This is a genomic window from Pontibacter pamirensis, assembly GCF_010015475.1.
Lineage (GTDB): Bacteria > Bacteroidota > Bacteroidia > Cytophagales > Hymenobacteraceae > Pontibacter > Pontibacter pamirensis.
This window is the reverse complement of record NZ_SSNI01000001.1, coordinates 460,291-480,222: the sequence shown is the minus strand read 5'-3', so window position 1 is coordinate 480,222 and position 19,932 is coordinate 460,291. Positions and strand designations below refer to the sequence as shown.

The 19,932-nt window shown below is 49.6% G+C and carries 10 protein-coding genes; 3 read left to right on the top strand and 7 right to left on the bottom strand.

Going from position 1 to position 19,932, the window contains the following annotated elements:
• The first annotated feature begins 122 nt into the window (after nt 1-122).
• The 3 genes from E1919_RS02775 (at nt 123) to E1919_RS02765 (ending at nt 4,683) form a co-directional block, all read left to right on the top strand.
• Nucleotides 123-2,057, top strand: a complete 1,935-nt coding sequence (locus tag E1919_RS02775) for a glycoside hydrolase family 3 protein (RefSeq protein ID WP_202915829.1) — start codon at nt 123-125, stop codon at nt 2,055-2,057.
• A gap of 64 nt (nt 2,058-2,121) precedes the next feature.
• Nucleotides 2,122-3,636 carry a DUF1593 domain-containing protein gene (locus tag E1919_RS02770; RefSeq protein WP_162051790.1) on the top strand — a complete coding sequence of 505 codons (1,515 nt, stop codon included), beginning with the start codon at nt 2,122-2,124 and terminating at the stop codon, nt 3,634-3,636.
• A 93-nt stretch (nt 3,637-3,729) separates the two neighbouring features.
• On the top strand, nt 3,730-4,683 hold the full coding sequence (locus E1919_RS02765; protein WP_162051789.1) for a sugar phosphate isomerase/epimerase family protein: 954 nt from the start codon (nt 3,730-3,732) through the stop codon (nt 4,681-4,683).
• 236 nt (nt 4,684-4,919) lie between these two features.
• Here E1919_RS02765 and E1919_RS02760 read toward each other — a convergent pair whose 3' ends face one another.
• The 7 genes from E1919_RS02760 to E1919_RS02730 all read right to left on the bottom strand — a co-directional run bounded on the left by E1919_RS02760 (nt 4,920) and on the right by E1919_RS02730 (nt 19,719).
• The gene (locus tag E1919_RS02760) at nt 4,920-7,097 is read right to left on the bottom strand and encodes an outer membrane protein assembly factor BamB family protein (protein ID WP_162051788.1); all 2,178 of its coding nucleotides are present in this window, start codon (nt 7,095-7,097) and stop codon (nt 4,920-4,922) included.
• Between the two features lie 81 nt (nt 7,098-7,178).
• Nucleotides 7,179-8,840: an AGE family epimerase/isomerase gene (locus E1919_RS02755; protein ID WP_162051787.1), complete on the bottom strand. Its 1,662-nt coding sequence runs from the start codon at nt 8,838-8,840 to the stop codon at nt 7,179-7,181.
• A gap of 236 nt (nt 8,841-9,076) precedes the next feature.
• Nucleotides 9,077-12,622: a VCBS repeat-containing protein gene (locus E1919_RS02750; protein WP_162051786.1), complete on the bottom strand. Its 3,546-nt coding sequence runs from the start codon at nt 12,620-12,622 to the stop codon at nt 9,077-9,079.
• 284 nt (nt 12,623-12,906) lie between these two features.
• Nucleotides 12,907-14,451, bottom strand: coding sequence for a RagB/SusD family nutrient uptake outer membrane protein (locus E1919_RS02745; RefSeq protein ID WP_162051785.1), 1,545 nt, complete (start codon nt 14,449-14,451; stop codon nt 12,907-12,909).
• Nucleotides 14,452-14,499: 48 nt separating this feature from the next.
• Complete coding sequence (locus tag E1919_RS02740) at nt 14,500-17,679, bottom strand: SusC/RagA family TonB-linked outer membrane protein (protein ID WP_162051784.1); 3,180 nt, start codon at nt 17,677-17,679, stop codon at nt 14,500-14,502.
• A gap of 346 nt (nt 17,680-18,025) precedes the next feature.
• Entirely contained in the window at nt 18,026-18,499 is a 474-nt protein-coding gene (locus tag E1919_RS02735; protein ID WP_162051783.1) for a nuclear transport factor 2 family protein, read from the bottom strand.
• 98 nt (nt 18,500-18,597) lie between these two features.
• Nucleotides 18,598-19,719: a bile acid:sodium symporter family protein gene (locus tag E1919_RS02730; protein WP_162051821.1), complete on the bottom strand. Its 1,122-nt coding sequence runs from the start codon at nt 19,717-19,719 to the stop codon at nt 18,598-18,600.
• Nucleotides 19,720-19,932 lie beyond the last annotated feature (213 nt).

Sequence of the window (19,932 nt, the reverse complement as noted above, 5' to 3'; positions counted from 1 at the left end):
TAGTTTTCGCTTGCAAAAAACGAAATTTAAGCATACTCTAAGCAAATAAAACATGGGTGAGTACAAAATAGCCATCAAAAATCATTACATTGTGTCAAGAAGACACAGAATACGGCTCCTTCATGAAAAGAAAATTTCCGAACCAGTTTATAAATAAGCTACCGCTGGCCCTGCTGCTGGCTGGTATGGCCTGCAACAGCAGCCAGGTAACTACAGACAGTACAAGCACAAGCACCAGTGCTCCTGCTACAGCAATTGCCAATTACCGCGACCTGAACAAGAACGGCAGCATGGATGTGTATGAAGACAGCTCTCAGCCAGTGGAGGCCAGGGTAAACGACCTGCTGGCACAAATGACGGTGGAAGAGAAAGCCGGTATGATGTTCATTAACGGCACCTTCATCAACGAAGACGGCACCATTGAGAAAACGCCGGAAACAAGGGGTATGGCCGCCCGGCTGCCCACTGCTGGTGAATCAATTTCAAGTAAAATGATGAACCACTTCAACTTCTGGGAAGCGCCAGGAACCAGGGCGCTGGCTACAGGTTATAATGCTATACAAAAGGCTGCTGAAAACACAAGGCTTGGCATTCCGGTTACCATTGCCTCTGACCCGCGCAACCACTTCAGCGAGAGCATCTTTTCGATGGCTGCGGTTGGCTTCTCGCAATGGTGTGAAACGCTCGGGCTGGCCGCCATCGGCGATGAGGCCCTCACCAGGCAGTTTGCCGATATTGCGCGCCAGGAGTATGTGGCTGTCGGGTTGCGGGAGGCCCTGCATCCGCAGGTGGATTTGGCCACAGAACCGCGCTGGGCGCGCATCAGCGGCACCTTTGGGGAAGATGCACAGCTGACAGCACGCATGGCCAAAGCCTATATTCTGGGTTTCCAGGGCGAAACTTTAGGCCCCAACAGCGTCGCCTGTATGACCAAGCACTTTACCGGAGGTGGCCCGCAGAAAGAAGGCCTTGACCCGCACTTCGAGTTTCAGAAAGGACAGGTATACCCAGGCAATAATTTTGACTATCACCTGATTCCTTTTGAGGCAGCGTTCGAAGCCAACACGGCTGCCATTATGCCCTATTACGGTGTGCCAACGGACCAGACTGAGGAAAATGTAGCGTTTGCTTACAACAAAGCCATTATCACGGGTTTACTGCGCAACAAGTATAAGTTTGATGGTGTGGTGTGCACCGACTGGGGGCTGATTACGGATGTGAACATGGGCGTAGCCGTTTGGCCGGCACGCGCCTGGGGAGTAGAACACCTGAGTGAGGAAGACAGGGTAAAGAAAATCATAGATGCCGGTGTAGACCAGTTTGGAGGCGAAAGCGTGCCGGAACTGGTGGTGAAACTGGTAAACGATGGCAAGCTAACGGAGACCCGCATCGATGAATCTGTGAGAAGGCTGCTGCGCCAGAAGTTCCAGTTGGGCTTGTTCGACAATCCTTATGTAGATGTGGAGAATGCTGTAAAGGTATTAAGCAACCCTGCCTTCAAAGCGGCCGGAGAAGCCTCGCAGCGCCGCGCCATGACCCTGTTGAAAAACGAAAACAACGTGCTGCCACTCCAGCAGGGCAACCTGAAACTATACGTAAAAAATATAGACCCGAAAGTAGCCGCACTGTATGGCACCGTTGTGGAAAACCCGAAAGAAGCAGACATGGCAATTATCCGACTCAATACCCCTTGGTATCCGGTAGAGACAAAAAACCCTTTTGCCCTAAGCTTTCACCACGGCGACCTTGATTTTAAAGGCAAGGAAAAAGAAGAAATACTGCAGCTGCTGAAAACAGTACCCACCATTGTGGACATCAACCTTGACCGCCCTGCTGTGATACCAGAAATCAGCCAATACGCGAAAGGGCTGTTTGCTGATTTCGGTGCAAGTGATGCTGCCGTGCTGGATGTTATTTTCGGAAAGGCGAAGCCCGAAGGAAACCTGCCGTTCGAGCTGCCATCCTCTATGGAGGCCGTGCGTAACCAGAAAGAAGACCTACCCTACGACTCCAAAGACCCGCTGTATAAGTTTGGATTTGGGTTGAGGTATGAGTAAAATGACTAGCTTGAAACTCACCGCTTTTTAGTTTATTAGAAGGAGCTGTAAACAAGGATAGAATATGCAAAAGTTAGGATTGATGCTTTTTGTGCTGCTGCTTATGCTGACCGGTACCACGTCTGTAGCTACGGCTCAGTCAACAAATGGCAAGCCCCGCACTATCATCACAACTGATGGGGAAGTAGATGATGTGGATTCTTTTGTCAGGCTCCTGCTGTACGCTAACGAGTTCGACATTGTGGGGCTGGTGTATAGCAGCTCGCAGTGGCATTATGCCGGAGACGGGAAAGGAACCTTGTTTACCTCCGAGATGCCAAACACTGCGGAGCGCTACGGAGAGCGGAAGGACCTTCGCTGGCCCGGCACCACCTGGATGCAGCACTACATTAACCAGTATGCCAAAGTATATGATAACCTGACAAAGCACGCTAACGGATATCCTGAGCCAGATTATCTTCAGAGCCTTGTCAGAGTTGGCAACATTGAATTTGAGGGCGAGATGGAAAAAGACACGGAAGGGTCTGATTTCATTAAAACGATACTTCTTGACGATAACGCAAGCCCGGTTTACCTGCAAATCTGGGGAGGCACTAACACTGTAGCCCGTGCCCTGAAGTCGATAGAAGCGGAGTACAAGGGTACCCCACAGTGGGAAGCTGTTTACAGGAAAGTATCAGACAAAGCTATTATTTATGCAGTGCTAGACCAGGATGCAACCTACCAGAAGTATGTGGCTCCTAACTGGCCGGAGGTAAAGGTGCTGTACAACTCTGACCAGTTCTGGAGCTTCGCATACCTTTGGCCAAGGGTGGTACCGGCAGAGTTGCAGCCCTACCTGAGCGGCAAATGGTTTGCAGAAAACATAAAATTTAACCACGGCCCGCTACTGGAGGAATACTACCTCTGGGGCGACGGGGAGCAGATTGCAGGTGACCCGGAACACACGCACGGCAGCATGGCAGAAGCTAAAAAGTATGACCGCGGCCAGTATGATTTCATATCGGAAGGAGACTCTCCAGCCTTCTTTTACCTGCTCGATGTTGGCCTGCGGAGTATGGAGGATGCTTCTTATGGTGGCTGGGGAGGGCGTATGGTGCAGTCTGACCAGAACCCATACCGCTGGGAAGATGGAAAGCACGTAACCGACTACAATACCTACACCAAGAAAAACGACACCACCTTTCCACAGACCCGCTGGATAGATGTGCTGCAGAACGATTTCGCCGCCCGCGCGGATTGGTGCGTGATGTCCTATAAAGAAGCAAACCACCCTCCTGTCGTAAAGCTCAACCAACCGCAGGACATTGTGGTGAAGCCTGGCCAAAAAGTCAACCTCAACGGCACAGCCAGCGACCCAGACGGCAATGCCCTCAGCTATCGCTGGTGGCAGTACGAAGAGGTAGATACCTACGAAGGAAAAGTGAGCATCCAGAATGCTGATAAAAAGAAAGCAGCCTTCACGGTACCTGAAAACGCTAAAAATGGGCAGACTATACATCTCATTCTGGAAGTTACTGACTCCGGAACGCCTAGTTTAACCCGGTACCAGCGCGTTATTGCTACGGTTGCAAAGTAACAACGGCATTCACAAGTGGCATGGCGGCTGAAACATCGCCCAAGCTCCAAAAAGAAAAACCACTTACTATTGAACATATCTGAACATAATCGAATGCAAAACAGAAGGAAATTTTTCAAAGCGGCCGGAGCCCTGGCTTTGGGCGGCTTATTGCTCCCGGCTTGTGCCGATGGCACCACATCACAGGCTGACGCCACGGCATCAGCCGAAGGAGTAGGTGGGGCAAACACCGCTCCCAAGGATTTGTCTGTCGGATTGCAGTTGTATACTGTCCGGGACCATTTGCAAGAGGACCTGCAGGGCACACTGCAGAAAATTGCAGCCGTTGGTTACAAAGACCTGGAATCAGCGGCAGGTATGAAAGGCCACTACTATGGCATGAAGCCCGCAGAGTTTGCCGCTATGGTGGAAGGTATGGGTATGAAACTGCGCAGCCACCACGTACTGCTGGGTACACAGTCACCACAAGAGGCCCCGCTCCCGCCTGATTTCCTGACGCTGACGAACGGCATGCAACAGTTAGTGGACATGTCGGCGGAGGCAGGCCAAAGCTACCTTACCTGCGCTTTCCTGTTCCCGAGTGAGCGCCAGACGCTGGACCAGTACAAGCGTGCTGCCGAGCTTTTCAACAAAACCGGCGAGGCCTGCAAAAAAGCTGGACTAGGCTTTGCTTACCACAACCACGACTTCGAGTTTGAGACGCTGGAAGGGCAGCGGCCTTATGACCTGTTACTAGAGCAAACAGACAAGGACCTTGTAGAGATGGAACTGGATCTGTATTGGGCCACCAGGTCAGGCAACGACCCGGTGGCTTTGTTTGAGAAGCACCCTGGCCGCTTCCCGATGTGGCACGTGAAAGACATGGACAGAACTGAGAAGAGGTTCTTTACAGAGGTTGGCAACGGCTCTATCGATTTCAAGCGCATTTTTGACAAAGCGGAACTGGCAGGCATGAAGTACTATTTTGTGGAGCAGGACGTAACCCCTGGCAACCCAATGGAAAGCATCGCCACCAGCTACAAGAACTTGGTGAGTGTCTTGAGCTAACATATAGGAGGAAGTAACGTGTTAAAAATCTTATACACCAAAGGCATGTGCTTGTGTTCATACAAAGCTGCTTTGAACCTCTTGCGCTATCGATAATTTTTTTTGACTTTGAGAAAGTATTAATTGACTCCTCCTAAAATGACAAATTCAACAGGAGCAGGAGAATATTCTATCTGTTCCCCTGCTCCTGTTGAATTTACTTTCCTTCCTTGAACTATCGTACTGGCCCTGTAATTCTATGGCAGGGCAAATGCAACATATGATCCGCCTGGCTTCAGGCCAAACCTGCTGCCTCCGGCGGCGATCACAATGTATTGCTTTCCTGCGGCCATGTACGTAATGGGTGTCGCGAAGCCGCCTGCCGGAAGCTTGTACTCCCACACCACTTTGCCTGTGTCTTTGTCAAAAGCCCTGATTTTCTCGTCGTAGGTGGCTGCGATAAAAATCAGACCACTGGCTGTTACGATAGGGCCTCCATAGTTTTCAGTACCTGTTGGGGGAATCCCTTTTGCCGTCAGTTCCTCAAACTGGCCCAGCGGAACCCGCCATAAATACTCTCCTGTGTTAAGGTCAATAGCGTTAAGTGTACCCCAAGGTGGCTTTATGGCCGGATAACCATTGGGATCAAGAAACTTTTTATATCCGTTGTTTATATAGGGCGGCTTGTAAGGGAAGTCTTCACCTGAGCCAGCAACCGCTGTAGGCGCTGCACTATGGAAGTCTGTTGATGCCGTAGCCTCAGAAGCCAGCAGGAAGTTGACGACCGCTTCGCAGTCACTGGCAGGCATGTGCTGAAAAGAAGGCATTCTGCCGCGGCCTGTCTTCACAACTGTCATGATCTGATCCCTTGTAAGCCGCTTCTCGATGTCAACAAGGCCCGGGAAAGCCTGGCTCCCCTTCCTGTCAACGCCGTGGCAGGGCGCGCAGGTGGTGGTAAAAAGCGCTTTGCCAGGAGAACTGTTGCCGTCTGCCGCCAGTGTGGTGGGCAGCATCTTCAGATCATAGGGCGTCTCGTTAGCATTCTGGTACAGAATGCCGTCCGGCGACACGGCATTGCCACCCCATTCGGCACCTCCCCCGATCCCAATGTAAAAGGTGCTCTGTGTGTTGGGAGGCAAGTACTTGCTGCCGTACCGGCTCGCCAAGAACTGCTCTTTAACAAAGGCGTGGGCCTCCGGCGATATATCCGTCAGATCATATATGGTAAACTCCTGCCGTGAGAAAGGCGCGGGCTTGGTAGGTACTGGCTGCGTTGGCCAGGGCTGCTCCCCGGGCAAGGCCCCTGCGTTTGTCACTGGCACTTCCTCCACCGGGAACAGAGGCTCCCCAGTACCACGGTTCAGCACAAACAACAAGCCGTCTTTGGTAGCGGCCGCCAGGGCATCTATCTTTTTACCATTGTGTGTTACGGTTACCAGGTTGGGCGGGCATGGCAGATCACGGTCCCAGATATCGTGGTGCTGCGTCTGGAAGTGCCACAGGCGCTTGCCTGTTTCGGCGTCTAGCGCTAAAACGCAATTGGCAAAAAGGTTTTCCCCGTGCCGGTTGCCGCCGTAAAAATCAAAGGAAGCCGAACCAGTTCCGGTGTACACCACGCCCCGCTCCAGGTCAGCAACCAGGCCACCCCAGGCATTGGCTCCTCCCACACGTTTGTAGGCATCTTTAGGCCAGGTTTCATACCCGTACTCCCCAGGCTGCGGAATAGTATGGAACACCCATTGTAATTTACCAGTACGCACATTAAAGGCACGGATATACCCTGGGGCAGCATCACCATACTCAGAAACCCTTGAGCCTATGATTAAAAGGTCTTTGTAGATCACGCCTGGTGTGGTCACATCCACTGTCAGGTCTTTTACATCGTGCCCAAGTGTTTCCACATCTCCCAACCCCTCGTGCAAGTCTACCTCCCCATTGACGCCGAACGTCGGGATCACCTCCCCTGTTCCGGCATGAAGGGCAAAAAGTGTAGGGCCGGCAGTGTACAGGATACGCTTGTCTTCTCCATCTTCCCAGTACAGCACTCCCCGGTTTGGATGAACCCGTACGCTTTTGTCTTTGAAAGGGTCAAAGCTCCAAACCTCTTCACCAGTTGTGGCCTTCACCCCAAAAAGCCTTAACCTTGGGCTGGTAGCATATACCATTCCGTTGGCCATGATAGGTTGGCACTGAATGTTGATGCCCCTTTCTTCCGGGTTGTTGTTTTCTCCGGTGTCATAGGTCCATGCCACCTGCAGTTGCTGGACATTACTTTTGTTGATCTGAGTTAAGGTTGAGTAACGGTTGCCAGCAGTGTTGCCACCATAGGCTGGCCAATCCTGTTCCTGCGTATCTACAGTTGCTTCCTTTGTCGATGATATACAGCTTCCTATTATCAGCAGGCATACAGTAAGGTATTTCAGCGTCCGGTTCATAAACAGTTAGATTATAACAGAAGACATAGTATCCTTGGGGAGCAACTCCCTGAGACGAAAAAGTACTACAAGCGTCTACCTTCAGATAGAAAGCGCGCTGCTGAAAGAAGATTTGTTGCCCTGCAAGTCCACTGCCCTTATGGTAATTTCCTTGCCTTTCAGCTCCGGGGTGGCTGGCATCGAAAAGCTTGTGAGCGGGGTAAAGCCCACTCTTTTTCCATCTAGGTAGAGGTTATAGCCTAGCATGTTTCTATTGTCGGTAGACTTATCCCACTGCAAGACCAACTGGTTTTTGACAGGCCTTACCTTCAGGTTCTTTGGTGTAGAAGGAGCGGCGGCATCCGGCCTCAGGCACTGCACCACGTTTGCAAGCGCACGGAACTGGTGGTAAGAGGCTTTCCATATCTGAGCTTTAAGGGCAGTTTTCTGCTTCGGCTCTTTGTCTATACCGCCCGGATACCACTCCCCGTGCTCGTGGTCTATGATATACTTGTCGATGTAGTCCCACTGCTTTTGAAACAAATCAAAGTAGCGCAGCTCATCATTCGGGAAGTGGTCCGCCATCAGCAACAGCGTGTTCAATCCTTCTGCCTGTGCCCACCAGTTCTTGGTATCTCTTATGATGGTGATATCATCCTTCCCCTTGAAGTAGTACCCGCCGTCATAAAAGCCGCCGACGGACTGATCGAAACCGGTTCTGATGGTGTGGTCAGCCATCTTCTTTGCCATCTGCATAGTCTTGCTGTCATGCTCAAGGCCCAGCACATGCGAGGCTTCCAGCATCAGGTAAGCCGTTTCTATGTCATGCCCAAAAGACACTTCATCAAGGTGGTAATTCTTCCTGATCACTTCTTCCGGATAATCCTTGAAGGAAACCGGCTTCCAGTCAGGTGTCAGGTACAGGGTCAGGTAACCTTTTTCCGTTACAATGGTATCGCGTATCAGCACCAGCATCTCCTCCAGGCGCTCCCTTACCAGAGGGTCAGGCCACACCTGATATAGTTCCGAGAATGCTTCCAGTAAGTGAATAGAGCTGTTCTGGTCTTTATAGCCGATGGTAGACTCGGCGGGTGTGTCGCTTGTGCGTTTCAGAGGCTTGCCGTCTTTTTCAAGCGCCTGATAATACCCTTTGTGTATGGGGTCGTGGCTGTGCTCCTCCAGCCAACGGAATGTTTTCTTGGCCAGGTTCAAAGCGCTTGTGTCGCCTGAGGCCTGGTAGTAGGCTGCAAGTCCATAAATGGCAAAGGCATTTCCATAGGCAGTCTTGGCCGCTACGGCATGTCCGCTACTGTTGGTCTCCTCCTTTACATTACCCTGCTGGTCAACTAAAGTGTAAAAGCCACCGTTCTTTTTGTCCCACATCTTGTCTCTCAAAAAGGCCACCCCGTGCTTCGCGCTGTTTAAGTAATGAGGCACATCCGGGTAAAGCTGTGCTGCCTTTGCATTCGACCAGATGTGGCGAGCCTGCGACACGATCATCTTATCTTGTGGCCCTGTAGGCTTCCAATCGTAGGTGTAGGTGCTCGTATACCCCCCATGCTGCTTGTCTACTACCTGCGGATACCACTTGTTAAGCAGCTCTGTTTTAATAGAGTTCTCTATTTCAGCGGCTAGCTTAGCCCTTGTTTCGGCCTGGCGGCCTAAAACTGCACCAGGAGGTGTATCAAACGAAAAACGAAGCGCAGCCAGAGGCACAGCAGTAACTATGGCAAGCAGTATCAGGAAATGGCGTTTTAGTATCATAGTATTAGCCGGATGTGGTAATCGCTTTGAAGGGTTCTTGTATCTGATCTAAAGCGTGATGTATGATCAAAGTTTCAGCTGGCAACTCATCTTAAGCACACCTGCTATCACAGGGCTGCCAAGGCTCACTGTACCTGCGACATCACTTCTTCTGTTGCCTTGCTCTCCCCGCACTTCTACAGCAACAGTTCACCTGCAAAGCTGCCAGCCTCTCGGGCAGGCAGACTAGCAACTGACTACTCCCTTCCTACAATCAGGGCCTGCCGTAGCTCTACTTTTCTGCGCCCGCCCCGATAGCCGGTGATAAAAACTTCCCGCAATGCCCCACTATCCAGCACAAGCGCCCTGGAGGATTGTGACAGGTAGCCGGCGCCATAGCTGAACTCTTCTCTCCTTCTCCTGCCGTCCCTGAAGTAAAGCTCCGCAAAGGCATCATCAGGCCGCAGCCTCACCACCTGTCGGTCTGCGGTTTTCGGCTCCTCAAACACCCGCAGGCTGTCATCATTCACACTCACCAATACCAGCGGCGTGTCTTCTGCCGTAATCAGACGGGCAACAGCTTTCGCGTCTCCGCTTACTGAAAAGCCAGTTGCCTTGCCTGCTCCTGGTGTAAAACCACCTTTCCCGTTGCCCAGCAGCACCGTGCCATAGGAGGCATCGTAGTAGCCGGTGCCTGTCTCCGTAGCGTGGGAGTTTCCTACCAGCACCACATCCAGGTTGCCGTCACTGTTCACATCTGCCACTGACATGCCAAACACCGGTGCGAACTGCGCCTGCACCGGCAGCGCCCTAATGGAAAACTTTCCGTTCCCCAGGTTCTCTATGTAACTGCTGCTGAATGTGTAACTCTTGCCCACAAAGGCCCCTTCAAGCTCCACCATGCTCAGCAATTTTTCCAGCGTCGTCTCGCTGTAGTCAGCGTAGCGCGGGAACAGTCGCCGCATGGACACGATCTGGTCAGTGAGTCCGTCACGGGTTGCCGCTGGATAACTCTCCCCCTGGATATAGTATCCTATGATCGGATCAGTTTTCCCGTTGCCGTCAAAGTCCTTGGCGTAAATGCTCACTGGTTCCTCAACAGATGCTTTGAAGCGGGAATTGAGCCCCAGGTTGCCGGCTATATAATCCGTGTCGCCATCATTGTCAAAGTCGCCGGACGTAATGCTGTTCCACCAGCCATTGGTATGACTAAGGCCAGTTGATGCTGTCACATCAACGAACTTTCCATTCTCGTTTCTAAAGAAGCTGACTGGCATCCACTCTCCCACCAGCACCAGATCCACCTGCCCGTCCTGGTCAAAATCTGTCCACAGGGCTGATGTCACCATGCCGATATCACTCAGTCCACTGCTCACTTCTTCCGTGACATCAGTGAAAACACCTCCCTTGTTGCGCAGTATACTGCTCTTGCCGGGCAGCGGGTACTCTTTAGGGTTGTTCCTGCCCCCAACGAATAGGTCTAGGTCACCATCCTTGTCAAAGTCAGCTGCCGTAACGCAGGAGCCGCTGGTGATAAGGCGTGGGAGCGCGCGTTCGTCATGTGTCAGGTTGCCACTTCCGTCGTTTTTATAAAGCCGGTGCCGGTAGTTCTCTGCGCCTGCTTCATACTCATTGCCACCTGTAGCCACGTACAGGTCAAGGTCGCCGTCACCGTCCGCGTCGAAAAACAAGGCTCCCATATCGTCTTCTTTGTTGGGCTCACTACTCAGCGGCTGTGAGCTGAACTTGCCCTGCATATCCTGGAAAAAAAGCGTGCCGGTGTGCCTGCCAGACCCGCCTATAAAAAAATCGTCAAGCCCGTCGCCGTTCACATCCCCTACCGCGATACCCGGTCCGCCCTGCGTGAGCTTGTGGGGGATGAGTGGCTGGTTCTTGAAATCCACGTAATCGTCTTCCTCGTGCACAAAGGAGATGTTGTGGTCTCCGGCTGCCTCACGGAAGAGAGGTTTTGGCACCGGTGCCGGGGAAGGACGCTGCTGCGAGGCAGCGCTGTAATCTGCTTGCAGCACCTGGTTCCCGCTGACATTGGTCAGCAACTGGCACCTTCCATCAGGCCAGGTTATTTCCACTGTGTCAACTGCGCCCACTTTCCCCAGCCCAAAGTGCACTATCTGATCCAGGGACGACTGAAAGCCGCGGGTCAGGTAGTGCTCATAGTACTGCTGCCCACCTTGATGCCTGATCCGGACAGTAGCCCCGATACCGCCGAGGTTCGGTGCCTGGCCTTTCAGGCTAACCTTTAGAAAATTATTGTCTTTTAGTAGTTTCTCAGCATTGTTGCGGTAGACAAACGCGGTACTGTTGATGTTGTTAACCACCAGGTCCAGGTCGCCGTCATTGTCCAGGTCGGCGTAAACAGCCCCGTTAGATGTGGACGGTTTATCCAAGCCCCAATCTTTTGTCTTATCAGCAAAAGTCAAATCTCTTTTGTTCTGGAAGACATAGTTTGGCACGACAACACTCTTCAGCTCTTTGAATTTCTGCTGTAGCCTTTCCTGAATTTCTTCATCTGTCGCAAACATAGACTCCTCTGAGTTATAGCGGACATAATCTAAATCGATCATGTCTTTCATGTAGCCATTCGAAATAAACAGATCACGCCAGCCGTCGTTGTCATAGTCACCAAAAAGGGCGCTCCAGCTCCAGTCTGTGGCATACACACCCGCTAACTGGCCTATTTCACTAAAGGATCCATCGCCATTGTTTAACTGCAGCGTGTTCCGGACATACTGGTCTTCATACCCAATGCGCCTGTTTAACTTAAAGCGATCATAGTTAGGGGTTTCCATGGTGGTTTTCTGCCGTTTGTTATCTTCCGGCATCATATCAACCTCTATTATATCCGGCAGGCCATCGTTGTTATAATCAGCAACATCAGTACCCATTCCATTGTAGGTCTGGTGTTTCAGGTACTGCCCTATTCTATTTGTGAAAGTGCCATCCTGGTTATTTATCCACAGGAGATCGTTGCTTAAGAAATCGTTTGAGGTGTATATATCCGGCCAGCCATCCTGATTCACATCACTCACCGCTACCCCAAGCCCTCTGCCTTCTACCAGTATGCCGGCCTCACCAGACACGTCTGTAAAAGAGCCATTCCCATTATTCCGGAACAGTTTGTCTGTGCTCTGCGACGTGCCGTTAGTAACTTTCGGACGTGCAATGTTAGGATTCATGTTTTTGTCCGCAGCATTCCGAAGCACATACACATCCAGGTCGCCATCCTTATCATAATCCAGGAAAGCTGCCTGTGTGCTGTGGCCTATAAAAGCCAGGCCATATGCTTTTGCTTCTTCTTTGAAAACAGGTTTCCCCGCTGCATCCAGCCCTTTGTTGATAAACAACAGGTTCGGTGTCTGAGGCTGGTCTGTGAGAGGGTTGACAGTACAAACGTAAATATCCAGGAGTCCGTCCTGGTTAATGTCTACCATGGTCACTCCATTTGCCCAACTTTTTGTAGTTGTTCCGGATGGAGCTGTAATGTCCTCAAACTTGAAATCTCCTTTGTTTAGATAAAGCTTACTTGATACCATGTTTCCTGAAAAGTAAAGATCCGGCAAACCGTCGTTGTTTACATCGCCGACCGCTACCCCGCCTCCATTGTAGATATAGCCGTAGGTGAGGACATTGAAGGCTCCGGTTTCTGTAATAGTGTTGGCAAACGTGATACCCGTTGCTTCAGGCTCCAGCAGGGTAAACAATGGCTTTTCTTGCTTTAGCCAACTGCAACTGGCAAACAGGAAAACAATGAAAACAAGAAAAGGCAGGTATATGACTCTCATTAAAAAAGCAACTCGATCATAAAAAGACTTTTAATCAGCATACTATTGTTCTGTGTCTGCAGGATGTTTTCAAAAGATATCATCAGGCATGTTATGTGTTCTGCCCCTTAAAACTCAGGTTTATTGATGAGTGAAAGGTGAAAACAGCCACGAAGCTGGCACCTGTGCCTCCTACTTTTCGGAAAGCTTTTTTATAGGCTGCTGATGATACAACTTCACGGTTTAAACGGTATTGGTATGATATAGTAAGGTCCCTGGTAAAGTAAACCAGGGACCTTACTATGTTAGTAATTCGGATTCTGTTTATTGATGCCGCCCTCACCCAAATTAGGATTTCTGCTTATCTCATCCTGAGGAATTGGAAGCACAAAGTCCCTTTCAGGATTAAACGTGTAGGTGGTAAACGGAGGGGCTATTTTACCTTCCCGTATCCAACGCAGAACGTCAAAGTCACGGCCTTCTTCTCCTCCTCTTTCCACCTGGTTTTCGTGCACGATGGCGGCAAAAACCTGCTCCTGCGTGGAAACCGGGTACAGAGGGGTTGGATAATGTGGCATCATCACATCAGCACGGTCACGGATCATGTTCAGGTATTCTATCGCTTTTGCCTGGTTTCCTAAGTGGTTCTCGACTTCGGCCAACAACAACAATACTTCTGCATAGCGGAAGATCCTGGTGTTGATACCCGCAGGCTGAAAACCTAAATCAGACTTGTAGAGGTTTGTGTACTTCTGCCAGCTAACCTTGATCGGCACTCCGTTAAGAATAGATGTACCGGCTCCACCTTGCATGGCTTCTGTTAACCTGCTGTTGCCATTGTTAAACTCATCACCCGGGAAATAGATTGTGTAGTCTAAGCGCGGGTCTCTTTTAGCAGCACCGTTCGCCGGAGTTTCATACTCGTTCAGTAGGTCGTCAGACGGAATCAGGTTTCGCCATGAAATAGGGTTGATTTCCTGGTTACGCACAGAAGACTGTGGTGCAGTAGGGCCATCGCCGCTACCCCAGTTGTAACCATTGTCACTCCTACCTTGAAAACCAATCTCCCAGATTGACTCGGAATTGTACTCTGTCTCTTCTTTGAAGTTGTCCAGATACTCATCTGTCAATGTGTATCTACCTAATAACTTTTCAAGCTCTGTTTTTGCAGATGCATAATCCCCCTGCTGCACATATGCTTTGCCAAGCAGGAAAGTGGCGGCTCCTGAAGTTGCACGACCTAAATCACCTCCCGAACGGCTTTCAGGCAGAGCAGCCTGGGCTGCTTTCAGGTCTTCCATAATTACGGCATAAACATCGGCTATTGGTGCTCTGGGCTTAAAGCCTTCTACGGTTAGTACTGGTTCTGTGTAAATAGGCACAGGGCCGAAGAAGTTTACCAGTTCATAATACGCCCAGGCTCTTAGGAACTTGGCTTCAGCTACCATCAGATCTCTTGTCGCAGCATCACCAGTGGCAGTAGGACCATTTACAATAACGGTGTTAGCTCTGTGGATAACGGTATAAAAGCCAGTCCAGATAGCACCGACTACTGAGTTATCCGGGGAGGTGCCGCCATTCAGGATCTGTGCTCTTGGAGCTTCCAACTGTGCCCCACCAGTGGCGAAATCAGGGCTGCGAAGCGCATGCGTAAAAAACCATTCTCTGGCAACCAACAGGTTGGAGTGTGCTGTGGCGTAAATACCGGTCACCGCTTTCTCCAGGTCAACGACGTCTTTAAAGTACACTTCTGTCGTGATAAAGTTAGGGTTAACTTTATTTAAATCATCATGGCAGTTTGTCAGAAGAAAGGCTCCCAGTAAACATGCGGATATATATATATTTCTCATTACCAGTTTAAATTAGATGGGATTTATTGTTTCTAACATGTATAAAAACTACAAGGTTATCTGGATGCCACCCATTAAAACTCTAGGTGTTGGGTACTGGCCAAAGTCAACACCGTTGGATAGCAGTCCTCCCTGAAGCGTTCCAACTTCCGGATCTAATCCGGTGTATTTGGTTACAGTGAACAGGTTTTGTGATGTGAAATAAAATCTCAGGCCGCTTAACTTGCCACCGGCGAATGAATTTAATGTTTCCTGTGGAATGGTATAACCGATTACAAGGTTCTTCAATCTCAGGTAAGAGCCACTCTCAATAAACCTGTCTGAAACACGGTTGTTGCGGTTCGGATCGCCGGCAACCATTCTTGGGATATCAGTGTCGGTATTACTTGGCGTCCATGCATCCAGCACCTGTGTACCGGCATTGAACAGTCGCTGCCCTCCTTCTATAATCACGCGGCTGGCATTGTAGATCTCATTTCCATGAACTCCCTGGAAGAACAGTGTCAGGTCAAAGTTTTTGTAACCTGCTGACGCATTAATTCCGTAGCTGAAATCGGGAAGGTAACTACCAATGAACGTTCTGTCTGCATCGTTGATAACACCGTTGTTATCCAAGTCTTTGAATTTGATATCTCCGGCCTGTGTGCCGTTTTCCTGTTTTGGAGAATTGGCAACATCATCATCGCTTTGGAAGATGCGGTCAACTTGCCATCCATAGAACGACTGTATCGGTTGGCCTGCCTGAGTACGGGTAATTTGGTTAGAGCCAAAATCCTGGTTTCCGGCAGCATCAATAACAGCACTGGCAGCAGTCAGTTCTACTACCTCGTTTCTGATTCTGGTTAAGTTAGCATTAACGCTCCACTGGAGAGCCTTCTCACTTTCGTTGTATCCAGCCTGAAACTCCCAACCACTGTTTCTCATGGTGCCTACGTTAGCAAACACACCAGCACCACCAAAGCCGAAAGAGTTAGGCGTAGGAACACTTAGGATCAAACCGTACTGGTCGTCCGTAGTCCGTTCGAAGTACTCGGCAGAAAACGTTACTCTGTTGTTGAACAAGCCTACGTCTATACCACCGTTAATCATGCTCGTAATCTCCCACTTCAGCTCCCGGTTACCTATGCCAGAGTAGTAAGAACCCAGCACCGGATTACCATCCGTAGTGAAAGGATAAGCTGTCGCGTTCACCTGTGCCAGTACCATCCATGGATAATTGCCTAAGCCGTTGAAGCCTACTTTACCATAGCTTGCTCTCAGCTTCAGTTCAGATAATGACGTGATGCCTTTCATAAACTGTTCTTCCGACAAGCGCCAGCCAACGGAAGCACCCGGAAAAGCACCCCATTTATTATCGGGAGCAAATTTTGAAGAGCCATCATAGCGCATAGAAGCGCTCAGTAAATATTTGCTCTTGTACTCATAATTTACACGGCCTAAGTAAGATATGATAAGGTTTTCCTCATAACCCTCATTTACTGCCAGGTTAGCCGCATTTGTCAGTGTCCGTACAATGTTGTTCGGTTGGCTGCCTTGTACGTTTTCATATATATTCTTAAACTCCTGGCGCTCCTGTACTGCTATAGCATTCACATAATGGTCGCCATAGGTTTTGTCGTAGGTTAATTGGTTTGTAATGAGCAGTGAGCGGCCTGTGGTTCTATTGTTCTGAATGGTAGCATTCGGTCTTGAAACCAGTCCACCTGTGTCGTAGATCGGCAGGTAGATGGCATTCAGGTTATTGTAGTAATCCAAACCACCGGTAGATCTGAAGCGCAACCAGTCAGTTAGCTTGGCTTCTATAAAGATATTGCCCAGTATTTTCACGTTGCGGTTCTCATACTCATCCATCACAGCTTCTCTGATTGGGTTGGTAGGGTCAGAGCTGTCCAAAGCATCCGCTTCTCTAAAACCACCTAATTTTGTCGGGTCATAAACCGGTATATATGGCTGAGAACGAATGGCATTCACAAGTTTGCTCCTGTTTCCGGCGTTGTCATACTGCTGATCACCATAAGAACCCATCAGGTTTTGCCCTACCGTAAATATCTTTCCTAAGGAGTGGGTGGAGTTGAGTCTAAGGTTATAACGCTCAAAGCCTACTCCCAGCATGATACCTTCCTGCTTGAAGTAACCAGCATTTGTGAAGAACTGAGACTTTTCGTTACCGCCAGACAAGGTGATGTTGTTTTGCGTGATAAGGCCTGATCTGAAAAGCTCATCCTGCCAGTCTGTGTTGGTTTCCGCATAGGTTTGCGAAGCGCCAGGATAAATTGGCTGATTAAACTCGGCAGGGCTTAATCTGTTCGGCAGGTTTGCATCCGGATTAGCATTCCTGATCAGCATGGTGGCGTAGTCCACATACTGATCTGTGTTTAGCAGGTCAAGTTTTTTTGTTGCGTGCTGCGTACCCACGCTCGAGTCGATTGACACGCGCATCCTGCCATCCTTACCTCCAGATTTGGTGGTGATGATCACCACCCCATTCGCAGCTCTGGATCCGTAAACAGCCGTTGCGGCGGCATCCTTCAGAACATCCACAGAGGCAATGTCTTTTGTATCTATACCATTGAGGCCGCCTGTAGGTACACCATCTACTACATATAGCGGCTCAGAGTTGAAGTTTACAGAGCCCACACCCCGGATCCGTACGATTGGAGCTGTACCAGGAGTACCTGTATTCACAACAGTAACACCGGCAACTCTACCTTGCATGGCCTGTGCAACGCTTGGAACAGGTAGTTCTGATATCTCTTTGGCTGAAATAGATGAAATGGCACCTGTAACCGCCTCTTTTTTCTGAGTACCATATCCTACCACTACAACCTCCTGCAGCGCCTTCGTATCATCAGCTAAGGTTACATTGAGCGTAGTTGGTCCTGAGAAAGCTCGTTCGACCGTTGTGGAACCGACAAACGAAAAAACCAACGTTCCTGCCTGCTCAGGCACGTCAATGCTAAAAGTACCATCTGCCCCTGTTGCAGTTCCCCGAGTTGTGCCTTTAAGCAGCACTGTTACCCCCGGCAGTGGCTCACCTGCCGCCGACACCACCCTGCCCGTAATGGGCCAGTCGAAATAAGATGAAGTAACAGCACTGCCCGGGGCGGTGTCCTTATCGGCGCCCGGCTCGTTAGAACTAGATGCCATTGCTTCCGTTCTGGCACTCAACGTGCTAATGACAGCCAAACCACACAATACCTTCTGCCAATTTTGTGTAAATTTTTCCATATAGGCTATGATATTTGTAAATAATCAAAAGTGAATCGTCTCTGGAACTAAAGAAAAGATATTATACTGACAGAAGAGGGTGCTTAATCACTCATCATACATGGTTATGAATTTAATACTATTTATTATAATTAAATAATAAAATATAATATTTTTTTATTTTTACTCCTCTGTAGCTAGCAGCTTATTAACTGAGAGAAGCGCGTGCAATTGTACTGAGAATTTGGAGTTTGAAGAGTTATGTGGTAAGGAGACATCCATCAGCAGACGCTTCGGCAGGTGTGCAGGTATAATCATATAGATACAACTTATACGATGGTGCGAACAAAACTTTTACGCTACGATTTTAAAGCTTGAATGCCTGCCGGGCGAGCAGTTTCCACTCTCTATTCTGCTTCTGCCACACCAGCATGTTACCGATCCTAATATTAGTGGGAGCGCCATTATTGGTCGCTTCAGAGGTAAAGATCTGCCGTACTATGGCCGTTTCACCAGCCAAAGTAATTGTCTGATCTTCCGCATTTATGGTCAGAAAATCGAATGGACCGTTCACCACATCGTCCACGAACACCGTTTTATCCTGCACCTTCCCACTGGAGTGCCCATAGCTTAGTTGCTCGGCCGTCAGTTCCTCAAGCTGGCCTCTGTCGGCGCTGACCATCGCCTGGTTGAACTTCTCAACTGCTACAGCCACCGCTGCCTCGGCCCCAGCATCAATGGTTTTAGGCTCCCTTACGCTGGCGGTCGCGGACTTAGACTGCGCACAGGCGGCACTCGTCAGCATCAGGAGTACGATCAGGGGGAAAAAGTACTTTTTCATGTGTTGTCTTTATTACTGTATTATAATGATGTAATTATTGTATTTGGTGCCCTATCCTGCGCCTTCTGATTTGAGAACAGGGTGCTCTTGATGGCAAGCTATTGCTTTGCTAATTCAACTTCATCTTTTTCCGGCTCATCATCATACTCCCCAACCGGAGGCTTGCGGTGCCAGTGTGACGCCAGTATGGATCCGGTGATATTCATAAGAGGTCCGAACACGGCTGGAGCCAAGCCAACAGTCGCGATCTTGCCCATCTCTTTGGCAATGCCGGAGGCAAGTCCGCCATTTTGCATGCCCACCTCAATAGCGATAGTGCGGCAGTCGCGCTCATCCATCTTGAACAATTTGGCAGCCCAGTAACCAAGGGTGTAGCCCGTCAGGTTGTGCACCAGCACGATCATTATCAGCAACCCTCCAATTTCCAGGAGGCTGTCTCTTCCGGCTGCCGTGATGATTACAATGATGAAGGCAATTCCGAACATTGATACCAGAGGCATCGCGTTGTCCAGCCACTTAGCTTTGCCGCTCAACAGTTTGTTAAACAGAAGCCCGGCACCGATCGGTATGATCACCATCTTCACAATGTCCCACATCATATCGAGCATGTTAATCTCTATAAAAGCACCTGCCAGCAGTTTCATCAGCAGCGGTGTGAAGAGCGGGGCAAGCAGCGTGGTAATAGCCGTGATAGTGATGGAAAGTGCCAGGTTTGCCTTAGCGAGGTAATTCATCACGTTAGAGGCCAACCCACTCGGAGAGCAGCCAATCAGGATAATGCCGGCAGCAATCTCAGGAGGAAAGTTGCTCAGGCTTGCCAGCGTAAAGCCCAGAAAGGGCATAATGGTAAACTGGCAGAGAATACCAATGATCACACCTTTCGGCATCTTCGCCACGCCCACAAAGTCCTTCACACTCATGGAGGTACCCATGCCAAACATGATCAGCTGTATCAGGGGCGTAATGAGAACTGCAAAACGGAAACCATCCACTTCTACAAAGTAGCTGGGGTAATACAACGCTGTTGTAACAGCCGCGAAGATCATGACGGTATAAGAGTATCCTTTTAGATGGTTGTAGCCGCGAAAGCCAACAGCAAGCGCAAGAAAGAAAGCGATAAAGAAAGGGCCAGCCTGTTCAATGTTTCCGTTCAGCACCAGGAATACGGCAGCAATCAGACATAGTAAAGCCAGACCCAGGGCAATTTTATAAGCGTTTATGTGTTTCACAGTGTTACCTATGTTTAGTGTTGAAGGAAGAATTTTAAAAGCCGCATTTGAAAATCGCCTCTTGTGAAGGTTCTAAACTTAGAGGAAATCCTTATTTGGCTTTATGGGTAATAGAGCAGTGTATGTTTTATAAATTCAATCATGTAGAATAGTGTTAGGTCCTGCAGAAACTTAAATGAAAGAGAGACATGCCAGCGCTTTCCC